General features: G+C 72.5%; 21 protein-coding genes. 12 read left to right on the top strand and 9 right to left on the bottom strand.

Features of this window, described 5'->3' with window-relative positions; all coding sequences use genetic code 11:
- Window positions 1–6: 6 nt before the first annotated feature.
- From ACIRO3_RS32205 to ACIRO3_RS32180, 6 genes are all read left to right on the top strand, one after another.
- Window positions 7–840 (top strand): L,D-transpeptidase family protein, encoded by an 834-nt coding sequence (locus tag ACIRO3_RS32205; RefSeq protein ID WP_404142713.1) that lies wholly within the window; start codon window positions 7–9, stop codon window positions 838–840.
- Between the two features lie 184 nt (window positions 841–1,024).
- Window positions 1,025–1,933 carry an LLM class F420-dependent oxidoreductase gene (locus ACIRO3_RS32200; protein WP_404142778.1) on the top strand — a complete coding sequence of 303 codons (909 nt, stop codon included), beginning with the start codon at window positions 1,025–1,027 and terminating at the stop codon, window positions 1,931–1,933.
- 17 nt (window positions 1,934–1,950) lie between these two features.
- Entirely contained in the window at window positions 1,951–2,736 is a 786-nt protein-coding gene (locus ACIRO3_RS32195) for a glucose 1-dehydrogenase (RefSeq protein WP_365998493.1), read from the top strand.
- 108 nt (window positions 2,737–2,844) lie between these two features.
- Window positions 2,845–3,972, top strand: coding sequence for an LLM class flavin-dependent oxidoreductase (locus tag ACIRO3_RS32190; RefSeq protein ID WP_361777073.1), 1,128 nt, complete (start codon window positions 2,845–2,847; stop codon window positions 3,970–3,972).
- Window positions 3,973–4,268: 296 nt separating this feature from the next.
- Entirely contained in the window at window positions 4,269–6,008 is a 1,740-nt protein-coding gene (locus tag ACIRO3_RS32185) for an amidohydrolase family protein (RefSeq protein WP_404142710.1), read from the top strand.
- Entirely contained in the window at window positions 6,005–7,477 is a 1,473-nt protein-coding gene (locus ACIRO3_RS32180) for an aldehyde dehydrogenase family protein (protein WP_404142707.1), read from the top strand. Before ACIRO3_RS32185 ends, ACIRO3_RS32180 begins: the two co-directional genes overlap by 4 nt.
- Window positions 7,478–7,568: 91 nt before the next feature.
- Here ACIRO3_RS32180 and ACIRO3_RS32175 read toward each other — a convergent pair whose 3' ends face one another.
- Together ACIRO3_RS32175 and ACIRO3_RS32170 are read right to left on the bottom strand one after the other, a co-directional pair.
- Window positions 7,569–9,422, bottom strand: coding sequence for a hypothetical protein (locus tag ACIRO3_RS32175; RefSeq protein WP_404142705.1), 1,854 nt, complete (start codon window positions 9,420–9,422; stop codon window positions 7,569–7,571).
- 54 nt (window positions 9,423–9,476) lie between these two features.
- Entirely contained in the window at window positions 9,477–10,565 is a 1,089-nt protein-coding gene (locus ACIRO3_RS32170; protein WP_404142703.1) for a DNA alkylation repair protein, read from the bottom strand.
- 271 nt (window positions 10,566–10,836) lie between these two features.
- Here ACIRO3_RS32170 and ACIRO3_RS32165 point away from each other — a divergent pair, with 271 nt between their 5' ends.
- A complete protein-coding gene (locus ACIRO3_RS32165) occupies window positions 10,837–12,396 on the top strand; it encodes an APC family permease (protein ID WP_404142700.1) in 1,560 nt (519 codons plus the stop codon).
- Window positions 12,397–12,549: 153 nt separating this feature from the next.
- The gene (locus tag ACIRO3_RS32160; RefSeq protein WP_404142697.1) at window positions 12,550–12,846 is read left to right on the top strand and encodes a hypothetical protein; all 297 of its coding nucleotides are present in this window, start codon (window positions 12,550–12,552) and stop codon (window positions 12,844–12,846) included.
- A 92-nt stretch (window positions 12,847–12,938) separates the two neighbouring features.
- On the opposite strand, the gene ACIRO3_RS32155 is transcribed toward ACIRO3_RS32160, so the two are convergent.
- The gene (locus ACIRO3_RS32155; RefSeq protein WP_404142695.1) at window positions 12,939–13,316 is read right to left on the bottom strand and encodes a hypothetical protein; all 378 of its coding nucleotides are present in this window, start codon (window positions 13,314–13,316) and stop codon (window positions 12,939–12,941) included.
- A gap of 87 nt (window positions 13,317–13,403) precedes the next feature.
- Complete coding sequence (locus ACIRO3_RS32150; RefSeq protein ID WP_404142692.1) at window positions 13,404–13,922, bottom strand: FBP domain-containing protein; 519 nt, start codon at window positions 13,920–13,922, stop codon at window positions 13,404–13,406.
- Window positions 13,923–14,072: 150 nt separating this feature from the next.
- Between ACIRO3_RS32150 and ACIRO3_RS32145 the strand changes: the two genes are divergently transcribed.
- Window positions 14,073–14,408 carry a hypothetical protein gene (locus ACIRO3_RS32145; RefSeq protein ID WP_366000830.1) on the top strand — a complete coding sequence of 112 codons (336 nt, stop codon included), beginning with the start codon at window positions 14,073–14,075 and terminating at the stop codon, window positions 14,406–14,408.
- Between the two features lie 12 nt (window positions 14,409–14,420).
- On the opposite strand, the gene ACIRO3_RS32140 is transcribed toward ACIRO3_RS32145, so the two are convergent.
- Both ACIRO3_RS32140 and ACIRO3_RS32135 read right to left on the bottom strand, forming a co-directional pair.
- The gene (locus ACIRO3_RS32140) at window positions 14,421–14,660 is read right to left on the bottom strand and encodes a DUF397 domain-containing protein (protein ID WP_404142690.1); all 240 of its coding nucleotides are present in this window, start codon (window positions 14,658–14,660) and stop codon (window positions 14,421–14,423) included.
- The gene (locus ACIRO3_RS32135; protein WP_404142687.1) at window positions 14,657–15,493 is read right to left on the bottom strand and encodes a Scr1 family TA system antitoxin-like transcriptional regulator; all 837 of its coding nucleotides are present in this window, start codon (window positions 15,491–15,493) and stop codon (window positions 14,657–14,659) included. The genes ACIRO3_RS32140 and ACIRO3_RS32135 overlap by 4 nt, the downstream gene beginning before the upstream one ends.
- A gap of 127 nt (window positions 15,494–15,620) precedes the next feature.
- Here ACIRO3_RS32135 and ACIRO3_RS32130 point away from each other — a divergent pair, with 127 nt between their 5' ends.
- Window positions 15,621–16,061, top strand: a complete 441-nt coding sequence (locus tag ACIRO3_RS32130) for an ATP-binding protein (protein WP_361784666.1) — start codon at window positions 15,621–15,623, stop codon at window positions 16,059–16,061.
- A 54-nt stretch (window positions 16,062–16,115) separates the two neighbouring features.
- Window positions 16,116–16,631, top strand: coding sequence for a DinB family protein (locus ACIRO3_RS32125; RefSeq protein ID WP_361784663.1), 516 nt, complete (start codon window positions 16,116–16,118; stop codon window positions 16,629–16,631).
- 208 nt (window positions 16,632–16,839) lie between these two features.
- Here the strand turns inward: ACIRO3_RS32125 and ACIRO3_RS32120 are convergent, their stop codons facing one another.
- The 3 genes from ACIRO3_RS32120 to ACIRO3_RS32110 form a co-directional block, all read right to left on the bottom strand.
- A complete protein-coding gene (locus tag ACIRO3_RS32120; protein WP_404142684.1) occupies window positions 16,840–17,355 on the bottom strand; it encodes a hypothetical protein in 516 nt (171 codons plus the stop codon).
- Window positions 17,356–17,443: 88 nt separating this feature from the next.
- Window positions 17,444–18,304, bottom strand: a complete 861-nt coding sequence (locus ACIRO3_RS32115) for a TIGR03619 family F420-dependent LLM class oxidoreductase (RefSeq protein ID WP_404142681.1) — start codon at window positions 18,302–18,304, stop codon at window positions 17,444–17,446.
- A 236-nt stretch (window positions 18,305–18,540) separates the two neighbouring features.
- The gene (locus ACIRO3_RS32110; RefSeq protein WP_404142678.1) at window positions 18,541–19,839 is read right to left on the bottom strand and encodes an ADP-ribosylglycohydrolase family protein; all 1,299 of its coding nucleotides are present in this window, start codon (window positions 19,837–19,839) and stop codon (window positions 18,541–18,543) included.
- Window positions 19,840–20,082: 243 nt separating this feature from the next.
- Here ACIRO3_RS32110 and ACIRO3_RS32105 point away from each other — a divergent pair, with 243 nt between their 5' ends.
- The gene (locus ACIRO3_RS32105) at window positions 20,083–21,165 is read left to right on the top strand and encodes a tyrosine-protein phosphatase (protein ID WP_404142675.1); all 1,083 of its coding nucleotides are present in this window, start codon (window positions 20,083–20,085) and stop codon (window positions 21,163–21,165) included.
- The last annotated feature ends 47 nt before the right edge of the window (window positions 21,166–21,212 follow it).

Below are 21,212 nucleotides of genomic sequence, written 5' to 3'. Positions count from 1 at the left end.
GATTGAATGAGCAAGCACGTCCGAGCCCGCTCCGGTCGACCCGCCCGCACCCGAGCCCCCCGGCAGCGCAACCTCCGGGCGCTCGCCGTCGCGGCGGGCGTCGGCCTGCTCGTCTTCGCGGCCGGCTGGGTCCACGTCGCCCGCGACACCCCGGAGGCCGATGCCGCGCGGGCCCACCAGGACTCCCGCCCGAAGAGCGCGACGGACCGCGCGGCGCGCGGCGAGGACCGGGCCCGCCCGCGGGGCAGCGACGCCCTCCCGGGGCTCAGCAAGGCCACCCGCAAGAGGATTCCCGCGGACTCCCGGCAGTTGATCGTGGTCACGGGCAAGGCGGTGGGCTCCTCCGAGTCGGTGGTGACCCTCTGGTCCCGCTCCGCGCCCGGCGGCGACTGGAACCGGGCGGACACCTGGCCGGCCCGCAACGGCGCCAAGGGCTGGTCCGCGCCCGAGGCGCGCACCTACGGGGACCTGACCTCCCCGCAGGGCGTCTACTCCCTGACCGACGCGGGCGGCCTGCTGCCGAAGCCGCCGGGCACCAGGTTCCCGTACGACGAGGACGACGGCTTCGTCGCGACGGGCACCGGGGTGAACGGCGAGCCCCTGACGGGCGCCTTCGACTACGTCGTGGCGATCGACTTCAACCGGGAGCGGGGGGTGTCGCCGCTCGATCCGAGCAAGCCGCAGGGCGAGGAGCGGGGCGGCAACATCTGGCTGCACGTGGACCACGACGGCCCCTCGCAGGGCTGCGTCGGCATCCCCAAGGAGGCGATGAAGAAGCTCCTGCAGACCCTGGACCCGGCCTCGAAACCGGTCGTCGTCATGGGCCCCCAGGGCTTCTGACCGCCGCCTCCCGGCGACCCCCCGACCACCCCGGCCGCCCCGGTCCGGTCCAACCCCTTGCCTGACGCACCGTCAGCTATGACGATGGCCCCCGGTGTCGACGACCTCCGAACAGGTCGAAGTCGAAGGCGAGGTGGGGACGGTCATGGCGCGCGTGTTTCCCGAAGGCCGGCTGGTGTACGGGATGCAGCTCCCGATCCAGTCGCAGAGCACCCTCTATGCCGAGCCCTGGGAGGCGACGGCCGGCGCCGTCGAGCTCGCCGAGGTGGCCCGGGCCGCCGACCGGGCCGGTTTCGGCTACGTGGCGACCTGTGACCACGTGGCCATCCCGCGCGGCATGGCCGGGCCCATGGGCACCGTCTGGTACGACCCGGTGGCCACCCTGTCCTTCCTCGCCGGGATCACCGAACACGTCCGGCTGCTGAGCCACGTCGCGATCGTCGGCCTGCGGCATCCGCTGATCACCGCCAAGCAGTACGCCACGCTCGACCACCTCTGCGGCGGCCGCCTGATCCTCGGGGTCGGCGCGGGGCACGTGCGGGAGGAGTTCGAGGCCCTCGGGGTCGACTTCGAGCGGCGCGGGGCCGTGCTCGACGAGACCCTGGACGCGTTGCGCGTGGCGCTGGGGCCGCAGGAGTACCCGGATTTCGAGGGCGAGACGTTCTCGTTCCGGGACCTCGGCCAGTTGCCCCGTCCCGCGCAGGTCCGCGTCCCCGTCTGGGTCGGCGGTTCCTCGCCCGCCGCCCTGCGCCGCGCCGCGGTGCGCGGCGACGGCTGGCTGCCGCAGGGGGATCCGCGCGAGCGGCTCCCGGAGCGGATCGCCCGGATCAGGGAGCTGCGCGAGGCGGCGGGGGTCACCCGCCCCATCGAGATCGGCGCCATCACCGAGGCCCTGTACGTGGGCCAGCCCGGCTGGGACACCGGTCGGCGGGCCCTCACCGGAAAGGCCGAGGCGCTCGCGGAGTCCCTGCGGGAGTACGCGGCGCTGGGCGTCGACCAGATCCAGGTCCGGTTCCGCAGTCGCGACGTCGCCGAACTGACCGACCAGATCGCCGCCTTCGGGGCCGAGGTGGCGCCACTCCTCAACACTTAGCGGCAGGGGAAACCGTCATGGGCAAGCTGGACGGACGCGTCGTCGTCATCACCGGCGCGGCGCGCGGTCAGGGGGAGCAGGAGGCCCGGCTCTTCGCCGCGGAGGGCGCCAAGGTGCTCCTGGGCGACGTGTTGGACGAGCAGGGCGCCGCGGTCGCCGAGGAGATCGGCGAGGACCGGGCCCGGTACGTACGGATGGACGTGAGCCGCGAGGAGGACTGGGCGGCGGCCGTCGAGGCGGCGAAGGAGGCCTTCGGGCGGATCGACGGGCTGGTCAACAACGCGGGCATCCTGCGCTTCAACGAACTGACCGCGACCCCGCTGGAGGAGTTCGAGCAGGTGGTCCGGGTCAACCAGGTCGGCGCGTTCCTCGGCATCAAGACCGTGGCGCCCGAGATCGCGGCGGCCGGCGGGGGCACGATCGTCAACACCTCCTCGTACACCGGCCTGACGGGCATGGCCTACGTCGGCACGTACGCGGCGACCAAGGCCGCGATCCTGGGCCTGACCCGGGTGGCGGCGCTGGAGCTGGCGGCGCGCAACATCCGGGTCAACGCCATGTGCCCGGGCGCCGTGGACACGCCGATGGCCAACCCGGGGCTGTTGGACCCGGCGGGCGTGAGCGCCGAGGCCAGGGACGCGATGGCCGAGCTGTACAAGCGCGTCGTGCCGATGGGCCGGGTCGGCCGGCCGGACGAGATCGCGCGGCTGGCCCTCTTCCTGACCAGTGAGGACTCCTCGTACATCACCGGGCAGCCGTTCGTCATCGACGGCGGCTGGATGGCCGGCGTCAGCATCCTCTAGCCGTCCCATCTGATGGAGCGTCAGGTATTGACGCTCGCGCCCCGACGGTGGAACAGTCGGGGCATCGAATCTGACGCAACGTCAGAAACCAAAGGACGGTGAACCCCCTTGGAATTCGGGCTCTTCGTGCAGGGATACGTGCCTGAGGCGCGGTCCAAGGTCGACCCCGAGGCGGAGCACAAGGCGCTGATCGAGGAGACCGAGTACGTCATCCAGGCCGACAAGTCCGGCTTCAAGTACGCCTGGGCCTCCGAGCACCACTTCCTGGAGGAGTACTCGCACCTCTCGGCGAACGAGGTCTTCCTCGGCTACCTCGCCCATGCCACCGAGCGCATCCACCTCGGCTCCGGCATCTTCAACCCGCTGGCCCCGGTCAACCACCCGGTCAAGGTCGCGGAGAAGGTCGCGATGCTCGACCACCTCTCCAAGGGGCGCTTCGAGTTCGGCACCGGCCGCGGCGCCGGCAGCCACGAGATCCTCGGCTTCCTCCCGGGCATCGAGGACATGAACGGGACGAAGGAGATCTGGGAGGAGACCATCGCGGAGTTCCCCAAGATGTTCCTCCAGGAGGAGTACGAGGGGTTCAGCGGCAAGCACTGGTCGCTGCCACCGCGCAAGATCTTCCCCAAGCCGTACGGCAAGGCCCACCCGGCCATGTGGTACGCCGCCGGATCCCCCTCCTCGTACGCCATGGCCGCCAAGAAGGGCCTCGGCGTCCTCGGCTTCAGCGTCCAGAAGGTCTCCGACATGGAGTGGGTGCTGGAGCAGTACAAGACGGCCATCCAGGAGGCGAAGGCCATCGGCGCGTTCGTCAACGACAACGTCATGGTCACCTCGACCGCGATCTGCGCCGAGACCCACGACAAGGCCGTCGAGATCGCCGTCAACGCCCAGATGAACCGCTTCCAGTCGCTGGTCTTCCGCTACCACGACACCTTCCCGCGGCCCGAGGCGATCCCGCAGTGGCCCGAGACCCTGCCCGAGTACAACGCGGAGATCATCGAGCTGCTGATCGCCGAGGAACTGCTGATCTGCGGAGACCCGTCCGAGGTGCTGCGGCAGTGCAAGCGCTGGGAGCAGGCGGGCGCCGACCAGCTGTCCTTCGGCCTGCCGACCGGGGTGTCCTACGAGGACACCATGACCACCGTGAAGCTCATCGGGGAACACGTCATCCCGAAGATCGACACGGACCCGGTGCACCGCACCACCCGCTTCCGTGAGGCCTCCGGGTCCTGACCGGACACCGACCCGGGCGGCGTCTTCCCGGACCGCCGCCCCGGAAAGGGCCTTCGGGGGCCGCGCCCCCGGGGCCCGCGGAACCGGCCGGAGTGCGCACGGGCCGCGGCCTGCCAGTGCGCCTCCGGCCGTCCCGGCCGGACCGATCCAGCCTCGCTATGCCATGGCAGCCTCGCCGGACCGATCCAGCCCCGCCGGCTGGATTGGCCCGGCCCCGCGCCTCAAACGCCGGCGAGGCTGAGAGTGCCGACCCCGTAAGACCGCGTCAGCGAACTCGTCAGGGAAGAAGGGACGTCATGCTCGACCACCTGATCAAGGGAGCCACCGTCGTGGACGGGACCGGCGCCCCCGCGTTCGTCGCCGACGTCGGCACGAGGGACGGTCGGATCGCCGTCATCGCCCCGCCGGGCACCGTCATCGAGGCGGCCCGGACCAGCGAGGACGCCGCCGGGCTCGTCCTGACCCCCGGGTTCATCGACCCGCACACCCACTACGACGCCCAGCTGTTCTGGGACCCGTACGCCACGCCCTCCATGAACCACGGCGTCACCACCGTCGCCGGCGGCAACTGCGGGTTCACCCTCGCCCCGCTCCACCCCGACCGGCCCGAGGACGCCGACTACACCCGGCGGATGATGAGCAAGGTCGAGGGGATGGCCCTCAAAGCACTCGAAGAGGGCGTCGACTGGACCTGGTCCACGTTCGGCGAGTACCTCGACGCCCTGGAGGGCCGGATAGCCGTCAACGCCGGTTTCATGGTGGGGCATTGCGCGCTGCGCCGGCACGTGATGGGCGAGGACGCCGTCGGCGGACAGCCCACGCCCGAGCAGCTGCGGGAGATGCTCGACCTGTTCCACGACGCCATGAACGCCGGGGCGTGGGGCCTGTCGACCACCCAGTCCTCCACGCACTCCGACGGGGCCGGTGCCCCGGTGGCCTCCCGGCACGCCGAACCGGAAGAGCTGCTCGCGCTGTCCCGCGCGGTCTCCGAACACGAGGGCACCCAGCTCGAAGCGATCGTCGCGGGCTGCCTCGACCAGTTCGCCGACGAGGAGATCGACCTGTTCGTCGAGATGAGCGCCGCCGCCGGCCGGCCCCTGAACTGGAACGTGCTCACCATCGACGCGTCCGTCCCCGAACGCGTCCCGCGTCAGCTGATCCCCAGCGAGCGCGCCCGCAAGGCCGGCGGCCGGATCGTCGCGCTCACCATGCCGATCCTGACGCCCATGAACATGTCGCTCGGCACGTTCTGCGCGCTGAACCTCATCCCCGGCTGGGGCGAGGTCCTCGCCCTGCCCGTTCCCGAGCGGATCGCCAGGCTGCGCGACGCCGACGCGCGCGCCGAGATGCTGCGCCGCGCGGACAGCAGGGAAGCCGGCGTCTTCCGGCGCCTCGCCGACTTCGGGCGCTACGTCATCGGCGACACGTACAGCAAGGAGAACGAGGGCCTCTCGGGCCGGGTCGTCGGCGAGATCGCCGCCGAACGGGGCCAGGACGCCTTCCACTGCCTGGTGGAGATCTGCGCCAACGACGACCTGCGCACCGTCCTGTGGCCGATGCCCACGGACAACGACCCGGCGAGTTGGGCCCTGCGCCAGGAGACCTGGCAGCACGAGGACGTCATGCTGGGCGGCTCCGACGCGGGCGCCCACCTGGACCGGATGTGCGGCGCCCCGTACACGACCCGCTTCCTCGGGGACTGCCTGCGCGGCCGCCGGCTCCTGCCACTGGAACAGGCCGTACGGATGCTCACGGACGACCCGGCCCGACTGTTCGGCCTGCGCGAGCGCGGCCGGATCACCGAGGGCTTCCACGCGGACCTGGTGCTCTTCGACCCCGAGCGGATCGAGGCCGGCCCGGCGACGCTCGTCCACGACCTGCCCGGGGACAGCCCGCGGCTGGACGCGCGGGCGATCGGGATCGTCTCCGTACGCGTCAACGGCGTGGAGACCGTCCGCGACGACGAGGTGACCGGCGCGATCCCCGGCATCGTGCTGCGCTCCGGCCGGGACACGAGGACGGTGAGCACCCGATGACCTCTGCCGGGCCACAGCGGCTGTACATCGGCGGCGAGTGGGTCGAACCGGCCGCCGGCCACTACGAGGTGGTCAACCCGGCCGACGAGTCGGTGGTCGGACTCGCCCCCGAGGCCACCCGCGCCCAGGTCGAGGAGGCCGCCCGCGCGGCGGCGGAGGCCTTCGAGGGCTGGTCGCGGACGACGCCCGAGGCGCGGGCCGCGATCCTCGACCGGGCCGCCGACGTCATGCGGCGCGAGTACGAACCGTGGGCGGACCTGGCCCGCGCCGAGACGGGCGCGCCCACCGGCATCGCGCGCGGCATGCAGGTCGGCGTGGGCGTGGCCCGCTTCCGGCGGTATGCGAGGGGCGCCCTGGAGCCGGTGGAACGCGGCCTGCCCCCGCAGGTCACCGACGCCGGCCCGATGGGGCGGGCGAGCATCCTGGGCGCGCTGGAGGTGCGCCAGCCGGTCGGCGTGGTCACCTGCGTGACCTCGTACAACAACCCGTGGGCGAACCCGGCGGGCAAGGTGGCCCCGGCGCTCGCCATGGGCAACACGGTCGTGGTCAAACCCGCCCCGCAGGACCCGCTGTCGGTGTTCAAGATGGCCGAGGCCCTCGCGGAGGCCGGGGTCCCGCCGGGCGTCGTGAACGTCGTCAACGGGCAGTCGGTGGAGGTCGGCGAGGCGGCCGTCGACTCGCCCCACGTGGACATGGTGTCCTTCACCGGCTCCACGGCCGTCGGGCAGCGCATCGCCGAGGTGTGCGGTCGGACGATGAAGCGGCAGTTGATGGAGCTGGGCGGCAAGGGCGCGGCGATCGTGCTGGAGGACGCCGACCTCGACGCGGCGGTGGCGGGGATCGGCACCACCTTCTCCTTCTACTCCGGTCAGATCTGCACCGCCCCGACCCGGGTGATCGTCCACCGGTCGGTGTACGAGCCGCTGGTGGAGAAGCTGACCGGCTACCTGGCCTTCATGAAGGTCGGCGACCCGGGCGAGCACGGCACCGTGGTCGGCCCGGTGATCTCGGCGGCGCACCGGGACCGCGTGGAGTCGTACGTCGAGCTGGGGAAGAAGGAGGGCGCGCGGATCGCGTACGGCGGTGAACGCCCGGTCGTGGGGGCGGGCCGCGGCTTCTACGTCGCGCCGACCCTCCTGGTGGACTGCACGAACGACATGCGGGTCGTCCGGGAGGAGATCTTCGGGCCGGTCGTGGTGGTGGTCCCCTACGACGGCGGCGAGGACGAGGCCGTGTCCCTGGCCAACGACAGCGACTTCGGCCTGCTCTCCTACGTGTGGTCCGGGGACCCGGCGCGCGCCTTCCGGCTCGCGCGGCGGCTGCGCGCCGGCGGCGTCGGGATCAACACCATCGGCCGGAACATGGAGGCCCCGTTCGGCGGCTTCAAACGGTCGGGGGTGGGCCGGGACGTCGGCTCGTACGCCCTGCACGCCTACAGCGAGATCCAGTCGATCGTCTGGCCGGGCTGAGGCCGGGCGGGGGCCGGGCTGAGGCCGGGCGGGGGCCGTCGCGGCGCGGCCGGGTCGGGGAGCGCCCCGACCCCCGGCCGCGCCACCGGTCCTACCCGCGTTCCGGCCAGGGGTGGCCGAGTGCCTCGGCGTGCTCCCGGCTGCCGCCCCGGACCTCCGCGTAGGTCTTCGGGTCCGTCGAGGCGAGCCGGTCCAGTACGGCGGCGGCCCGCTCCCCGACCGGGCCCCCGTCCTGCGGGATCCGCCACCCGAACTGGAGCCACGGCCCCTCGCGGTCCCGGTTCCCGGCGGCGAGGCCGGGCCAGTACGTGAAGTACACCTCCACGGTGTCGGGTTCGTCCCAGGCGGTGCCGACCCAGCCCGGCAGGGCGTCCCAGCGGGTCAGCAGATCGGGGCGCTCGCGCAGGCCGTCCGCGACGAGCCGCGCCGTGCTGCGGGCCGGCCAGGACCAGGGACGGTCCCGGTCGGCGCGTTCCAGCTCGGCGTCGTAGCCGGCGGCGTCGAAGCGGTACTCCGGTGGGGGCGGCCCGACCGCCCCGCGCCAGTCGCCCCACACCACCTCCTCGCCCTCGCGGCGGATGGTCACGTCCAGCGCGCCGCAGCAGCCCTCGGAGCAGTACGCCTCGGCGAGCCGGACCTCCCGGGGCTCGGAGCCGGCCCGCAGCAGCCCGGTGTCCAGGAGCCGTTCCGGGCTTGTGCCGGGCCCCTTGCCGAACAGGGCGGGTACCAGCGGGCGGCCGTCGACCAGGATCCGGGTCTCGACGTCGTTCCGGTCGGCGGGGTCCTCGGCGACCACCTCGATGCGCAGCCGCTCCCCGTCCGGCGGGACGCGGAACGGCTGCCGCCCGGTCCGTGCCATCCAGTCGGCGCGCCGTCGCTCGGCGGGATCGCCGGGCGCGTCGCCGGGCGCCGGGGCGGCCGGCAGCCGCCCCAGCGCGTCCAGCAGCACCTCGCGCCGGCCGGGCCGCCAGTCGAGCAGCGCGGCGGGACCGCTGTGCAGGTCGAGGGCGATCGACAGGAGCACCGCCCGGTGCCCGGGGGTCGCGGGCAACAGGTCGGCGTGCGAGATCAGCGTCTCGTACGCGTCCGTGGCCGGCCCGTAGTCGAGGATCTCGGCCCGTACGTCGTGCCGGCCGGCCATCCGGTGCAGCAGCCCGGCGGCCCGGGCGAGCAGCGCCGGGTTCCGCGGATGCGCCCGGAGCAGCCGGTGGAGGTCGGCGGCCTCCGCGATCCGCCGGGCGCACCCGAGCGTCCGGAAGTCCGGCGGCAGCCCGGTCAGGGCGGCGAGGACGGCCGCGTCGTCGCCCGCCTCCACGGCGTCGAGCAGCGGGTACAGCGCGGTGTCCCGGACGCGGGTACGGAGCATCAGCAGGGCGGCGGCCTGCCGGTCCAGGCGGTCGAGCGCGGCGACGACGGGCCGCTCGAAGCCCTTGAGCAATCCGAGGACCGTGAGCCAGGGCGCGTCCTCCGGTTCGCCCAGGCGGCTCAGCAGCCCCAGGCCGACCTGGACGGCGGCCGGGGTGGTACCGGTACGGACCAGCCGTCGGCCGGTCCGCCGGGCGGCGGCCTCGTCGGTCAGGGGAAGCCGGATGACGCAGGCGCGGAGGGTGCGGTGGGGCATGACGAGCGAGCGGACCCGCCGGTGGACGGCGGCCGCGGCCCGGACCGGGTCGGGGTCGGCCAGTGTGTCGGCGAGGGCGGAGGCCACTTCCTCCTGCGCCTCGCGCAGGGTCAGCCGGGGCCGACTGGGCTCCGGTGGCCCGTCGGGCAGCGGGTAGCCGCGTGCGGGGACCCGGCCGTCCGGCTCGATGCCGTGGCGGAAGAGGGCGTAGTCGTGCAGGGAGGTCTCGTGCGAAGAGGTTTCCCGTGGTGCGCTCTCGCATGGAGAGGTCGTGTCGGGAGAGGGCCGGGAGGTGGGCGCCGGGCGCTCCTCGGGGGCGCTCAACGGGCGGGGTGGTGCTCGATTCCGTGAGTCATGGGCCCGAGACTGCCAGGCCGGTCAGGGGACGTCCAGTGAAAATGTGGCCTCGCCGCGGACGCGGCCGTTGACCTGGAGCTGCACCAGGTGCTCCCCGGGGTGGTAGCGGCGGGTGGTGATCGGCTTGAAGGAGTGCCGTTTGGTGCCGGTGAGGGTCTCGCCGGGGGCGAGGCGGCGCGTGGTGAGCTTGAAGACCTTGGGGGTACGGGTCCCGTTGGCTTTGACGTGGTGGATCACGTAGTCGACGACCAGCTCGGCGGGCGGTTCGCCGGTGTGGGTGAGCGCGTACGAGAAGACGAGGTGCTCGCCGACGGTGACGCGCGGGGTGCCCACCAGCGGCCCGTCGACGGAGACGGGGACGTCCGGGGAGTGCCCCAGCAGGGTCAGCGCCTCGGGGTGGCCGGCCTTGATCAGGGTGCGCAGGCCGTGCCGCACGACGCGATCCGTGGTGGTGTCGGCGTCGGCGCGCCACTTCGCGGCGATCTCCACGGCGAGTGCGGGTTGGTCCCGGCTGATGTCGTTGAGGTGGTTGGCCACGGAGCGGCGTACGTACTCGGACGGGTCCCGGTGGAGGGCGTCGAGCACGGGCACGGCGGGCCGCGGGTCGGCGATGAAGGCCGGCAACCGCGCCGCCCACGGCAGCCGGGGTCGGGTGCCCTCGCTCGCGAGCCGCCTGACGTGCGGGTCCGGGTCGGCGGTCCACTCGCGGATCACGGTCAGCGCCCGGTCGGGCTCGGCCCGCAGGAAGGGGCGTACGGCGGATTCGGCGGTCAGCCGGGGCGTGAGCTCGCGCAGCAGCGCGAGCCCCGGCTCGAACGCCGCCAGCCCGCGGACGGCGACGGCCTCGTTGACGGGGAAGGTCATCCAGCCGGCGAAGTCGGGGTCCTCCATCGCCGTGCGCAGCACGGCCTCGAAGGCCGGCCAGTCCTCGGGCAGGTCGGCGAGGACGGCGTCGCGGACGGCGGCCACGCGCGCGCCGAAGCCGAGTCCGTCGAGGGATCCGGCGCGGGCGGCGAGAGCGCGGGAGCGGGGTGCGCGGGCCGCGCGGGCGAGCAGACCGGCCAGGTTACTGACGGTATCCGCGCTGAGGAGCTCGTCGGCTGTGGGCATGGGGCCAGTCTGGCGGACGGCGCCCCGGTATTGGGGGCCCGAAAATTTGCACGGGAAAGTTTTGAAAGGGGCAAAACGGGCAAGGCTACGGTTTCCGCATTCCGGAAGGTCCGCCCCCGTGCCTTCCGAAGCATGAATAGATGCCTGAGTGAACCTTGTATTGCCAGAGTGTGAACTGTTTCGGCCTCAGGATTCCAAGGAGTTTGGACCTGTGCGGTAGCGGACCCAAGCCCTCCGGATGAGGAAACCGCAGCATCTAACGTCCCTACCCATGACACAGCTGGACGTTCGGCCTCGGGTCGGAGACACGGTAAGCGGCGTCGCCGAGGGCGATGTTCGTGGCAAGGGCCTCGGCAAGGGGTCCGTCGGACTGGTGGGAAGCGCCGTCATCGGCATCTCCACCGTCGCCCCCGTCTACTGCCTGACCTCGACCCTCGGCTCCACCGCCGGGGAAGTCGGCGTCCAGATGCCGGCGGTCTTCCTGGCCGGCTTCCTCCCGATGCTCCTGGTCGCCTTCGCCTACCGCGAGCTGAACAAGGCCATGCCGGACTGCGGCACCTCGTTCACCTGGACCGTGAAGGCCTTCGGACCGCGGATCGGATGGATGTGCGGCTGGGGCCTGGTGATCGCCACGATCATCGTCCTGTCCAACCTGGCCGGCGTCGCCACCTCCTACTTCTGGCTGCTGGCCGGCGAGATCACGAACAACCCGTCGATCTCCGCCCTGGACGACAACAAACTCGTCCACATCGCCACCTGCCTCACCCTCATCGCCGCCGCGACCGCCATCAGCTACCGCGGCATGACGGCCACCAAGGGCGTCCAGTACGCGCTGGTCGGCCTCCAGCTCGCCGTCCTCGCCATCTTCGTCGCGATGGCCTTCCAGAAGGCGTCCGCCGGCTCCTTCGACACCGGCCTGGACTTCTCCTGGCAGTGGATGAACCCCTTCGCGGTCGAGTCCATGGCGGCCTTCACCGCCGGACTCTCGCTCTCGATCTTCATGTACTGGGGCTGGGACGCCTGTCTCGCCACCAACGAGGAGACCACCGGCTCCGCCAAGACCCCGGGCCGCGCCTCCCTCATCGCGATGATCGTCCTGGTCGGCTCGTACCTGGCCACCGGCATCGCCGCCCAGATGGCCGTCGGCTCCGGCACCTCAGGCCTCGGCCTCGGAAACCCGGAGACCTCCGACAACGTCTTCGCCGCCCTCGCCGGCCCCGTCATGGGCCCGATGCTCGGCATCCTGCTCTTCGTCGCCGTCCTGGCCTCCGCCACCGCGTCCCTGCAGACCACCTTCATCCCGGTCGCCCGCACGGTCCTCGCGATGTCCACGTACGAGGCGCTGCCGCCCTCCTACGCCAAGGTCCACCCCCGGTTCAAGACCCCCGGCCGCGCCACCGTCATGGCGGGCGTCGCCACCGGCGTCTTCTACACCGTGATGACGCTCGTCAGCGAGAACGTCCTGACCGACACGATCTTCGCGCTCGGCCTGATGATCTGCTTCTACTACTCGCTGACGGCCTTCGCCTGCGCCTGGTACTTCCGCAAGGAACTGCGCGACTCCGCCCGCGACCTGTTCTTCAAGGGCGTCTTCCCCGTCCTCGGCGGCCTGCTCCTCGCCACCGTCTTCTTCAAGACCCTGATCGACATGTGGAACCCGTCCTACGGCTCGGGCTCCACGGTCCTCGGCGTCGGCAGCGTCTTCATCATCGGCGTCGGCCTGCTCGCCCTCGGCCTGGTCGTCATGTTCGTCACCGAACGCCGCAGCCCCGCCTTCTTCCGCGGCCAGGTCCTGACGAAGTCCACGCCGGCCCTGGTGGTCGAGGACTGACCCCCGGCGGGCCACCGCCCCGCCCCACCGCACGGCCGTGTCATCCCGGAGCCCCGGATCGTTCCCCCACGATCCGGGGCCCCGGGCGTGCGGGCCCCCGCCGGATCCCGGGGAACGCGGTGACCCCGGTCGAGCGGCGTCGTTGTTCCGGCCATGAAGAAGACCATGAAGCGCAACCTCGCCGCCCTGGTTCTTTCCGGCGGCGCCGCCCTCGCCCTCACCCCGGCCGTCGCGCACGCCGACGGACCGGTCGTCCGGGGGGACACCCCGATCACCCAGCGGGTGGTGGAGATCGCCGACCACCCCGCGCAGACCGTCACCGACGCCAAGACGGCGGTGAACGTCACCGCCTCGGCGGCCGGCAGCGCCACCAAGGCCACCGACGCCTCCCTCTCCGGCGCCGGCACGGCCCTGGCCGCCGGCCTGCCGAACGCCCCCGGCGTCAGCTGACCCCGACACCCGACACCCGGCTCCCGAGCCGCCCGTGACGAGTCCGGCCCTTCGGCGGTCACGGGGTTCGTGCGGTCACGTGGTTCGTGCGGTCACGTGGTCCGTGCGCGAAGGCGTCGGGCCCGCCGGTACAGGAACACGGCGGCGCAGGTCAGGACGACGGCAAGAACGACCTGCACGTGGACGAGCACGTTGATCGACGGGGAAAGGTGCTCCACCGTCGAGCCGTCGGAATAGACGCAGGCGTTGCGAAGGGGCCAGAAGTCCTGCGCCAGGTCCGCCAACCGGGAGCCGGACCCGTTCTCGTCCTCACACAGCTCCGGGAACGGCCCTCCCAGGGCGACGGAGAACCAGCCGTAGCAGTACAGAGCCATGGCCGAGAGACCGAAGAGCAGGGCGAGCACCGCACAGATCCCCGGCAGCGTACGGGGCGGGTTCCTCAGCACGAGAACGAGCAGAGGCATCGGCATCGTGTCCCCTCCATCCGGTCCGGTTCGGCCTGGCCCCGGGCGCGGGAGCAGAGGATGAGACGGTGGCCGTCGGCGTCGGCTGAGCGGTCAGGCGCCGACGCGGGCGCCGGTGACCTTCGCCGTGAACGCGTCGAGGTTCCCGAGCGCCCGCCCGATCCGCTCGTCCAGGCTCAGGGTCTCCACGTAGGCGCCCGTCGCCCGCTTGGACCGCCGCTTGCCGCGGAGATACAGCGAGCAGGCCAGATCGGCGCACAGGTAGATGCCGACGGTGTTGCCCTCCCGGCCGCGGGCCCCCGCGAGGGGAGCGGACAACAGCGCCACGTCGGACGACGCGTGCCCGGTCAGGCAGATCATGCAGATGCTGGACTTCAGGGCACTGACGCCGTTCGAGGCGGGCACGCGCAGGGTGATGCCCACGGGCACGCCGTCGGGGCCGGTCCGTACGAGGTGGGCGCGCAGCGGGGCGCCCGGGTCCACCCAGCCCAGGAAGTCCAGGTCCTCCCAGGGCAGGTCGCCGAAGTCCAGCGGCAGCCGGAGGCGGGAGGCCTCGCCCTTCGTGCAGTTCACGAAGGAGCCACGGATCTGTTTCTCGGTGAGCGGGTCCATGCGGGGGACGATACGCCGATATGCGTGCCCACTGCATGTGCTTTGTCCGGTGCGGCCGGCCGCCCCAGCCCGCGCTCCGGCGGGACGATCACGTGAAGCGACGGCGAAAAGCAGGTGCGGGCCGTCGGGGGCGCGCCCTAGCGTGAGGCGGTGAGCAGCGACTATCCATTCGCCGATGGGCACAATCTCGTCTGGGACCTGAACGGCTTCGGGCCTGACGAGGAGATGGTCGAGTCCTGCTCGCTCTCGCGGGAACAGTTCCTGGTGGTCCGGCACCTGTTCGTGCTGGGCGACGATCCGTGGATGGTGGCGGGGGAGTACCGGGTGGTGCCGGGCATATGGCCCCACCTGCGGCGCATCGTCCCGGGTCTCGGTTTCCAGCGCGACGCGGACTACTTCCTCGGCGCCCGTCAGGCCCTGCCTGACGGGCGCTTTTGGCGTCCGGCGATCGGCGTGACCGCGCCGGGACCGATACCCCCGCCGTAGTCGGGTGGAGCGCTAGCTGACGCCGCCGAGGAACGCCGTCCACACGGCGGGCGCGACGGCGAGCGCGGGACCGGCGGCGACCTTGGAGTCCCGGACGTGCACGGTGTCGGCGCACGCGGCGACCTCGACGCAGTCGTCGCCCTCACTTCCGCTGTACGTGGACTTGTGCCAGGAGAGGGCCACCTCGACGCAGTTGTCCCCGTCTCCACTGCTGTAGCTGCTCTTGAACCACCGCAACTCGGAGCCGTTCACAGAGAACCTCGCATTCGCATCAACAGGTCCGCGCTGTCCGCCGGATTGAGGGCCTGGATGCGAAGTTTGGCATACCGCTGGTGGAGGAGGCTGAGGTCTTTCGGGTCATGCATGACCCGTCCGGACTGCTGTCCCTCGCTGTACCCCACCCACTCGTGGTCCTCGGTTTCCAAGAGGCAGAAGGGGCCACCGAGACCAGCGTGTTGTGAGCTGATCATCGGCATGATCTGCAAGTCCACGTTCGGCAGGCGGGTCACCTCCAGCAGGTGGTCGATGAGCTGGAGGGTCACCTCCCGGCCGCCGGTCCGTCGTTCGAGCACGGCGGCGTCGATGATGAAGCTGAACACCGAGTACGGGGTCCGGCTCAGGAGGTGCTGACGAGCCAGCCGTGCCATGACGCGAGCCTCCGCCTCCTCGGGGGACGGTGGCGGCAGCACGTCCGCGACCAGGGCCCGCGCGTAGGCCTCGGGCTGTAACAGCCCGGGGACGGATCGGCACTCATAGGTGTTGAGCGCGACGGCCGTCTCCTCCAGCTCCGCCCACCGCCGGAACCACGACGCCAGCCCCCGCCTGCGCTGCAACTGCTTCGCCGCGAGCCGGATGACGCCGAAGGCGTCCAGTACCTCCTCCGCCTTCTCCACGAACTTCGTGGACGGGTGGCGGCGGCCCTGCTCCACCGAGCCGATGTACTGCACCGAGTAGCGGACCAGGGGGTGCAACTGTTCCTGCGTCAGGCCCGCGCGTTTGCGGAAGGCCTTGACCGTCTCGCCGAAGTGGCGCAGGTCGCCGTCCGGCTCGGGGCCGCTTTCACCGCTGTCGTCGACACTCGCCATGGAGGTCACCTCCCGGTCATCAGGCTCACCGACCGTGACCGCGCCTGTCCAGAGCGTGGACTCGTACAGATGAAAAGTAGCGGTCGGATTGCTGGGAACCCCCTTGGCCGCACGGGACGTTGATCCCATGACCGCACCCGCCGGGCCCGCCGGCCACCTCGTACGTGTGTTCACTCAGCGTTTCAGCTGCACCCCTCGCGGCGCCCGCCTCGGCCGCCGGTTCGCCCTCCTGACGCTGCACGACTGGGGCATTCCCCACCGCTCCGCGCTGTCCGAGGACGCCGCGCTGCTCGTCGCCGAACTCGCCGGGAACGCCGTCACCCACGGCCGGGTCCCCGGGCGGGACTTCGAGCTGCGGCTGGCCCTGCTGGACGGGGTGCTCCGCATCGAGGTGTCCGACGCGCGGGCCGGCGGCCGGCCGGCGGTGAGTCCGTACGTGCATCACGCGGAGAGCGGCCACGGTCTGCGGATCGTCGAGGCCGTCGCCCAAGCCTGGGGGGTCGTGCCGAGGGTCGTCGGCAAGACGGTGTGGGCGGAACTCGTCACGCCGACATCCGCCGCCCCCTGATCCGTTCGACTAATTCGTTCGACACGGGGTGCCCGCCGTACGACACTGCCCGCGATGACACGACGAACCGATACGCCCCCCGCCTGGGACGAGCGTACGCAGCTGACCACCTTCCTCGAGTACGCCCGCGACACGGCCCGCGCCAAGTGCGAGGGCCTCTCCGCCGAGGACGCCCGCAAGGCGCCGCTCCCCGGTTCGCCCCTGATGACGTTCTGCGGACTGATCGGCCACATCCGGTGGGTCGAGTACCACTGGATCCAGGTCGTGTTCCTCGGCGAGGAGGTCACCGGGCCCTTCGTCGACTTGACCGAGGAGGACCCCGACCCCGAGATGCGGCAGTCCCTCGACGTCCCGCTGCCCCGCCTCCTCGCCGAGTACGAGGAGCAGAGCGCCCGCTACCGCGCCCTGCTGGCCGAGCACGACCTGAACGCGAAGGCGGTCCGCACCATCCGGGACGGCCGTCACGTGGACCTCCGCTGGATCCTCCTCCACCTCGTCGAGGAGATCTCCCGCCACAACGGCCACCTCGACATCCTCCGCGAACTCCTCGACGGCCAAACCGGCGCCTGAGCCGGGCGGCGGCTGGCCGACGGCCGGGACCGGGTGCTCCGGGGAGTCGAGCCAGGCCCAGGTGGCGCCGTCGGGGTCCACAGTGAGCCCGAACCGCTCGAACCCCGGCCGTGCACGGTCGTTCCACCAGGCATGGGCCGCCGCCCGGGCGCGGCCCGCACGACTTCCCGTCGGGCACGCGCGTCGATCGAGCCGACACGGGGGTGTTCTACGGCGTGGGCGGCAGCTTCGGCAGGTCGGTCGGGAGGGCGGCCGGCGGGCCCGTCGGGGAGGGGGCCGACGCGTACCGGTCGAAGGTCTCCGTCGCGCCTGCGCTCCAGGCGACCTTCAACTTCTCGGCGTCCACGGACTCCACCCGTCCCTTCGTCCGCTTGCTGCCCGCCGGGCACGCCAGGTCGATGGTCGTGCCGGTGGCGGAGCCCTCGCAGACGATGCCGGTCGCGGACTCGGACAGGAAGGCCGACTTGCCGTTGACGGTGAAGACGACGCCCATGCCCGGGGTGGCCGACGCGATCCAGGCCCCGTCCAGGCCGCCGGCCGCCGTGCCCCCGGCGGTCGAACCAGGGACCGATGCCGATGCCGATGCCGATGCCCGAGCCTTCGTCGGCTCCCGCTTCGCGTCGTCGCCCTGGCCGCCGCCGCCCCCGCCGCAGCCGGCGAGTGCGAGCGCGAGGGTGGTCGCGGCGCCGGCGGCGGCGACGCGGACGCGCAGGTTCGTGTGCATGAGGGATCCCCCGGTGGACGCGACCCGATCGGTCGAACGCGTCAACGTACCAGGGGGCCTTGGCAGCCGCCGGGCGCGCGTGGGCGGGTCAGAGGTACGGGGCGAACTCGTCCAGGGTGCGCAGCACCTCGGCCTCTCCGGCCGACGGCAGTTGCAGTACGACCTCCTCGACGCCGAGGCCCTCGTAGTACGCGAGCTTGCCCGCGTTCGGGCGGACCGCGTACGGGACCACCTGGAGGTCCTTCGGGTCGCGCCCCGCGTCCTCCCACACCTGCCGCAGCACCGGGACGGACTCGCTCAGCCCGCCGCCCCCGATCGGGAGCCAGCCGTCGGCGTGGTCGGCGATGGCCGCGAAAAGCTTCGGGCCGGCCGCGCCGCCGATCAGGGTGCGGGGCCCGTGGAGCGTGCGCCCGGGGCCGAGGTCGCGCGCGGGCCGCACCGGCTTGGGGTGGGCCCGGCTGGCCTGGACGGAGCCGTACACGCCCTCGTACGCGGTGGGTCGCGGAGCCCACAGGGCCCGCATCAACGCCATCCGGTCCCGGACCAGTTCGCGCCGGTCGGACCACTCGACGCCGTGGTCGGCGGCCTCTTCGACGTTCCAGCCGTAGCCGATCCCGAGGGTGAACCGGCCGCCGCAGAGGTGGTCCAGCGTCGCGACCTGCTTGGCCAGGGCGATCGGGTCGTGCTGGGTGACCAGGGTGATGCCGGTGCCGAGGTCGAGGCGCTCCGTCACGGCCGAGGCCTGCCCGAGGGCCACGAACGGGTCGAGGGTGCGCCCGTACTCCTCCGGGAGTTCCCCGCCCATGGGAGCCGGCGTGGCCCGACTCACCGGGATGTGGGTGTGTTCGGGCAGGTAGAGCCCGGAGAACCCGCGCTCCTCCAAGGCGCGGGCGAGGCCGCTGGGGGTGACGGTGAGGTCGGTGAGGAAGATGGTGACGGCGATCCGCATGGCTGGGGCACCTCCGAGACGTGGGGCGGCCAAGGTACGGGGTTAGCCGTGCGGGCGGCAGGGATTCGACACGGGGCTTCGACGCACGGTTCGGCGCAGGGGTTCGACACGTGGTGCGACACGGCGGAGTGACCCGCCCCGGGCGCCGCCGGGGTCCGGTGGATCGAGCCGCGCCCCCGGACCTGACGGGACGCGGGTCCGGGTCCCAGGGCGCCCCGGGCGCCGCCGGGGTCCGGTCAGCCGCGCGGGTAGCGGGCCAGCCAGCCGGGAGCCGACACCGAGGGCCCGTGCAGGGCGGGTCCCTGGGTCATCTCCAGGGCGAAGTCGTCGGACAGTTCCAGCATCGTGGCCCGCCCCTCCAGATCGGCCAACCAGGCCGCCGGCAGGGCCGTCTCCCCGTGCAGGGCGCCCAGCAGGGCTCCGCACAGGGCGCCGGTGGCGGTGGAGTCGCCGCCGTGGTTGACGGCGAGCCGCAGCCCGTGCGGGATGTCCTCGGCCACCAGCGCGCAGTACACGGCCACGGCCAGCGCGTCCTCCGCGTCACGGCCGTCGCCGGGGGACAGCGCCTCGACCATCTTCGGGCTGGGTTCGCCCTGGGTGACGGCCGAGACGGCCCGCTGGAGGGCGTCCGTGACCGGCTGGTGTTGGGCGCGGGCGCCCAGCAGGCCCAGGGCCCGCTGGATCGCCGCGTCGAGGGACTCGCCCCGGGTCAGCCCGTGGACGATCACGGCGAGCGCCCCGGCCGACAGGAACGCGGTGGGATGCCCGTGGCTCTGCGCCGCGCACTCCACCGCGAGTTGGAGCACGAGCGCCGGCTCCCAGCCGACCAGCAGCCCGAAGGGGGCCGAGCGCACGGTCGCCGCCGCGTCCCGGGCGGTGGGGTTCTTCGGCTGCTCCAGGGTGCCGAGCGTCTCGTCGGCGAAACCGGTCATGCAGGCCCGGTCGGGGCCGCGGCGGGCGTAGAGCCACTCTTCCTGCGCGAGCCACCCGTTGTCCTTGCGCCGCTCGTCGGGGCCCCAGTCGTGCTGGGTCGCGGCCCAGCGCAGGTAGGCGCGGTGGACATCGGTCGGCGGGTGCCAGCCGCCGGTGTCCCGGCGCACGTGGGCCCGTATCAGGCCGTCCACGGTGAACAGGGTGAGCTGGGTGGACGCGGTGACGGTGCCCCGACGGCCGTAGGCGGGGGCGAGTTCGGTCAGGCCCGCCAGCCCGTACGCATCGCGGATGCCCTCGAGGGACAGGCCGGCGACGGGCGCGCCGAGGGCGTCCCCGATGGCGGTGCCGAGCAGGGTGCCGCGCACCCGGCTGCGGAAGTCCTGTTGCTCTACCCGGCCCCACAGGGCGGGGCGCACGTTCGCGGGCACCTGGTCCGGCGCCTGTGCCCGCGCGGTCCGCGGCGGCGCGGCGGACGCGGCCGGTGTCGCGGACGTGGCCGGTGTCGCCGGCGTGGTCGGCGCCGGCTCCTCCACCGCCGTCGCCACCCCGTTCGTACCGGCGGTCCCCGTGCCGGCTGCGGTCGCGGTCGTCGTCGTGTCCATGTTGTCCCCCAAGCTCTGGCGCGCACTGTAGTGGACAGGTCCGGTCGAATTCGGAAGGAGTGAGTCACACCGCTCATAAGTGGCCGGAGAACGGCCGGAATGCGAACGGTCTCCGGCATGATCCCGTAGCGATCCCGCCGAATGGAACAACCGTGGCACGTTTTGCCACCGGCCTCGGAGCTGGTTGTTTTCGGCCACACCGCGTTCACTCGGCGTTGTCCGGGGGCCCACAGCCTCGACGACATGAAGAAGGCACTCCTCGCCGCGACCATCGTGGCCTCCACGCTCACCGCCTCCCTGGTCGCGGCCCCCGCCGCCACCGCCGCGGACCGGGACTTCCCCCGGGACGGCCGGCACCAGAGCCGTTCCGCCATCCCCTTCACCGAGGCCACCGTCACCGCCGGCGCCGACGGCACGTTCACCCTCCGGTGGAGCGCCCGCGGCGCCGGACGCGTCGAGATCAAGGCGAACGGCAAGGTCGTGGCCAAGGGTGGCTTCCGGGGTCAGGCCGTGGTCAGGGGACTGCCCGCCGCCGACCGCCAGTGGTTCGACTTCAAGCCGGAGCGCGGCCGGGGTCTGCGCCTCGCCGACCGCCTCGTCCGACTGGAGGGAACGGCCAACTTCCGTGACGCCGGCGGCTACCGCACCACCGACGGCCAGTGGGTCAAGACGGGCGAGATCTACCGCTCCGACGCCCTGGACAAGCTCACCGACAATGACCTGGCCAAGCTCCGCCGGCTGGGCGTGAGGACCGTCTTCGACCTGCGGATGACCGACGAGCGCGGCAAGGACGTCGACCGCGTCCCGACCGGCGCCACGTACGTCGTGGCCGACGTGTTCGCCGGCTCCGGCTCCTTCCAGGCGCTGCCGAAGTCCCCCGACGAAGCCGTCAAGGCCATGATCGACGCCGAGAAGGCCATGGTGTCCGGCGAGGGCGGCAAGAAGGCGTACGGCCAGGTCTTCCAAGGCATCGGCGACGACCGCGCCCGCGCCGTCCTCTTCCACTGCGCCGCCGGCAAGGACCGCACCGGCTGGTCGAACGCCACCCTGCTCACCGCCCTCGGCGTCCCGCGCGAGACCGTGCCGGCCGACTACCTGGCCGGCAACGACTACCGCAAGGCCGCCAACGACGCGATCCTGTCGCACCTGCCGCCTCGGCAGGCCGCCGTCTACAAGCCCATGCTCGACGCGCGCCCCGAATACCTCGACGCCGGCTACGAGGAGGTCGAGGCCGCGTACGGCTCCTTCGACCGCTACCTCGACAAGGGCCTCGGCATCGACCGCCCCGAACTGCGGGAGCTTCGCGAGGACCTCCTCGTCGGCTGAGCCCGCACCCCGCCCGGCAGCGCCGCGGGCAACGGGGCCCGACCCGG

The sequence above is a fragment of the Streptomyces sp. NPDC102278 genome, from assembly GCF_044766345.1.
In the GTDB taxonomy this organism is placed as follows: domain Bacteria; phylum Actinomycetota; class Actinomycetes; order Streptomycetales; family Streptomycetaceae; genus Streptomyces.
The sequence above is the reverse complement of the archived record's forward strand: the minus strand, read 5'-3'. Positions and strand labels throughout refer to the sequence as shown.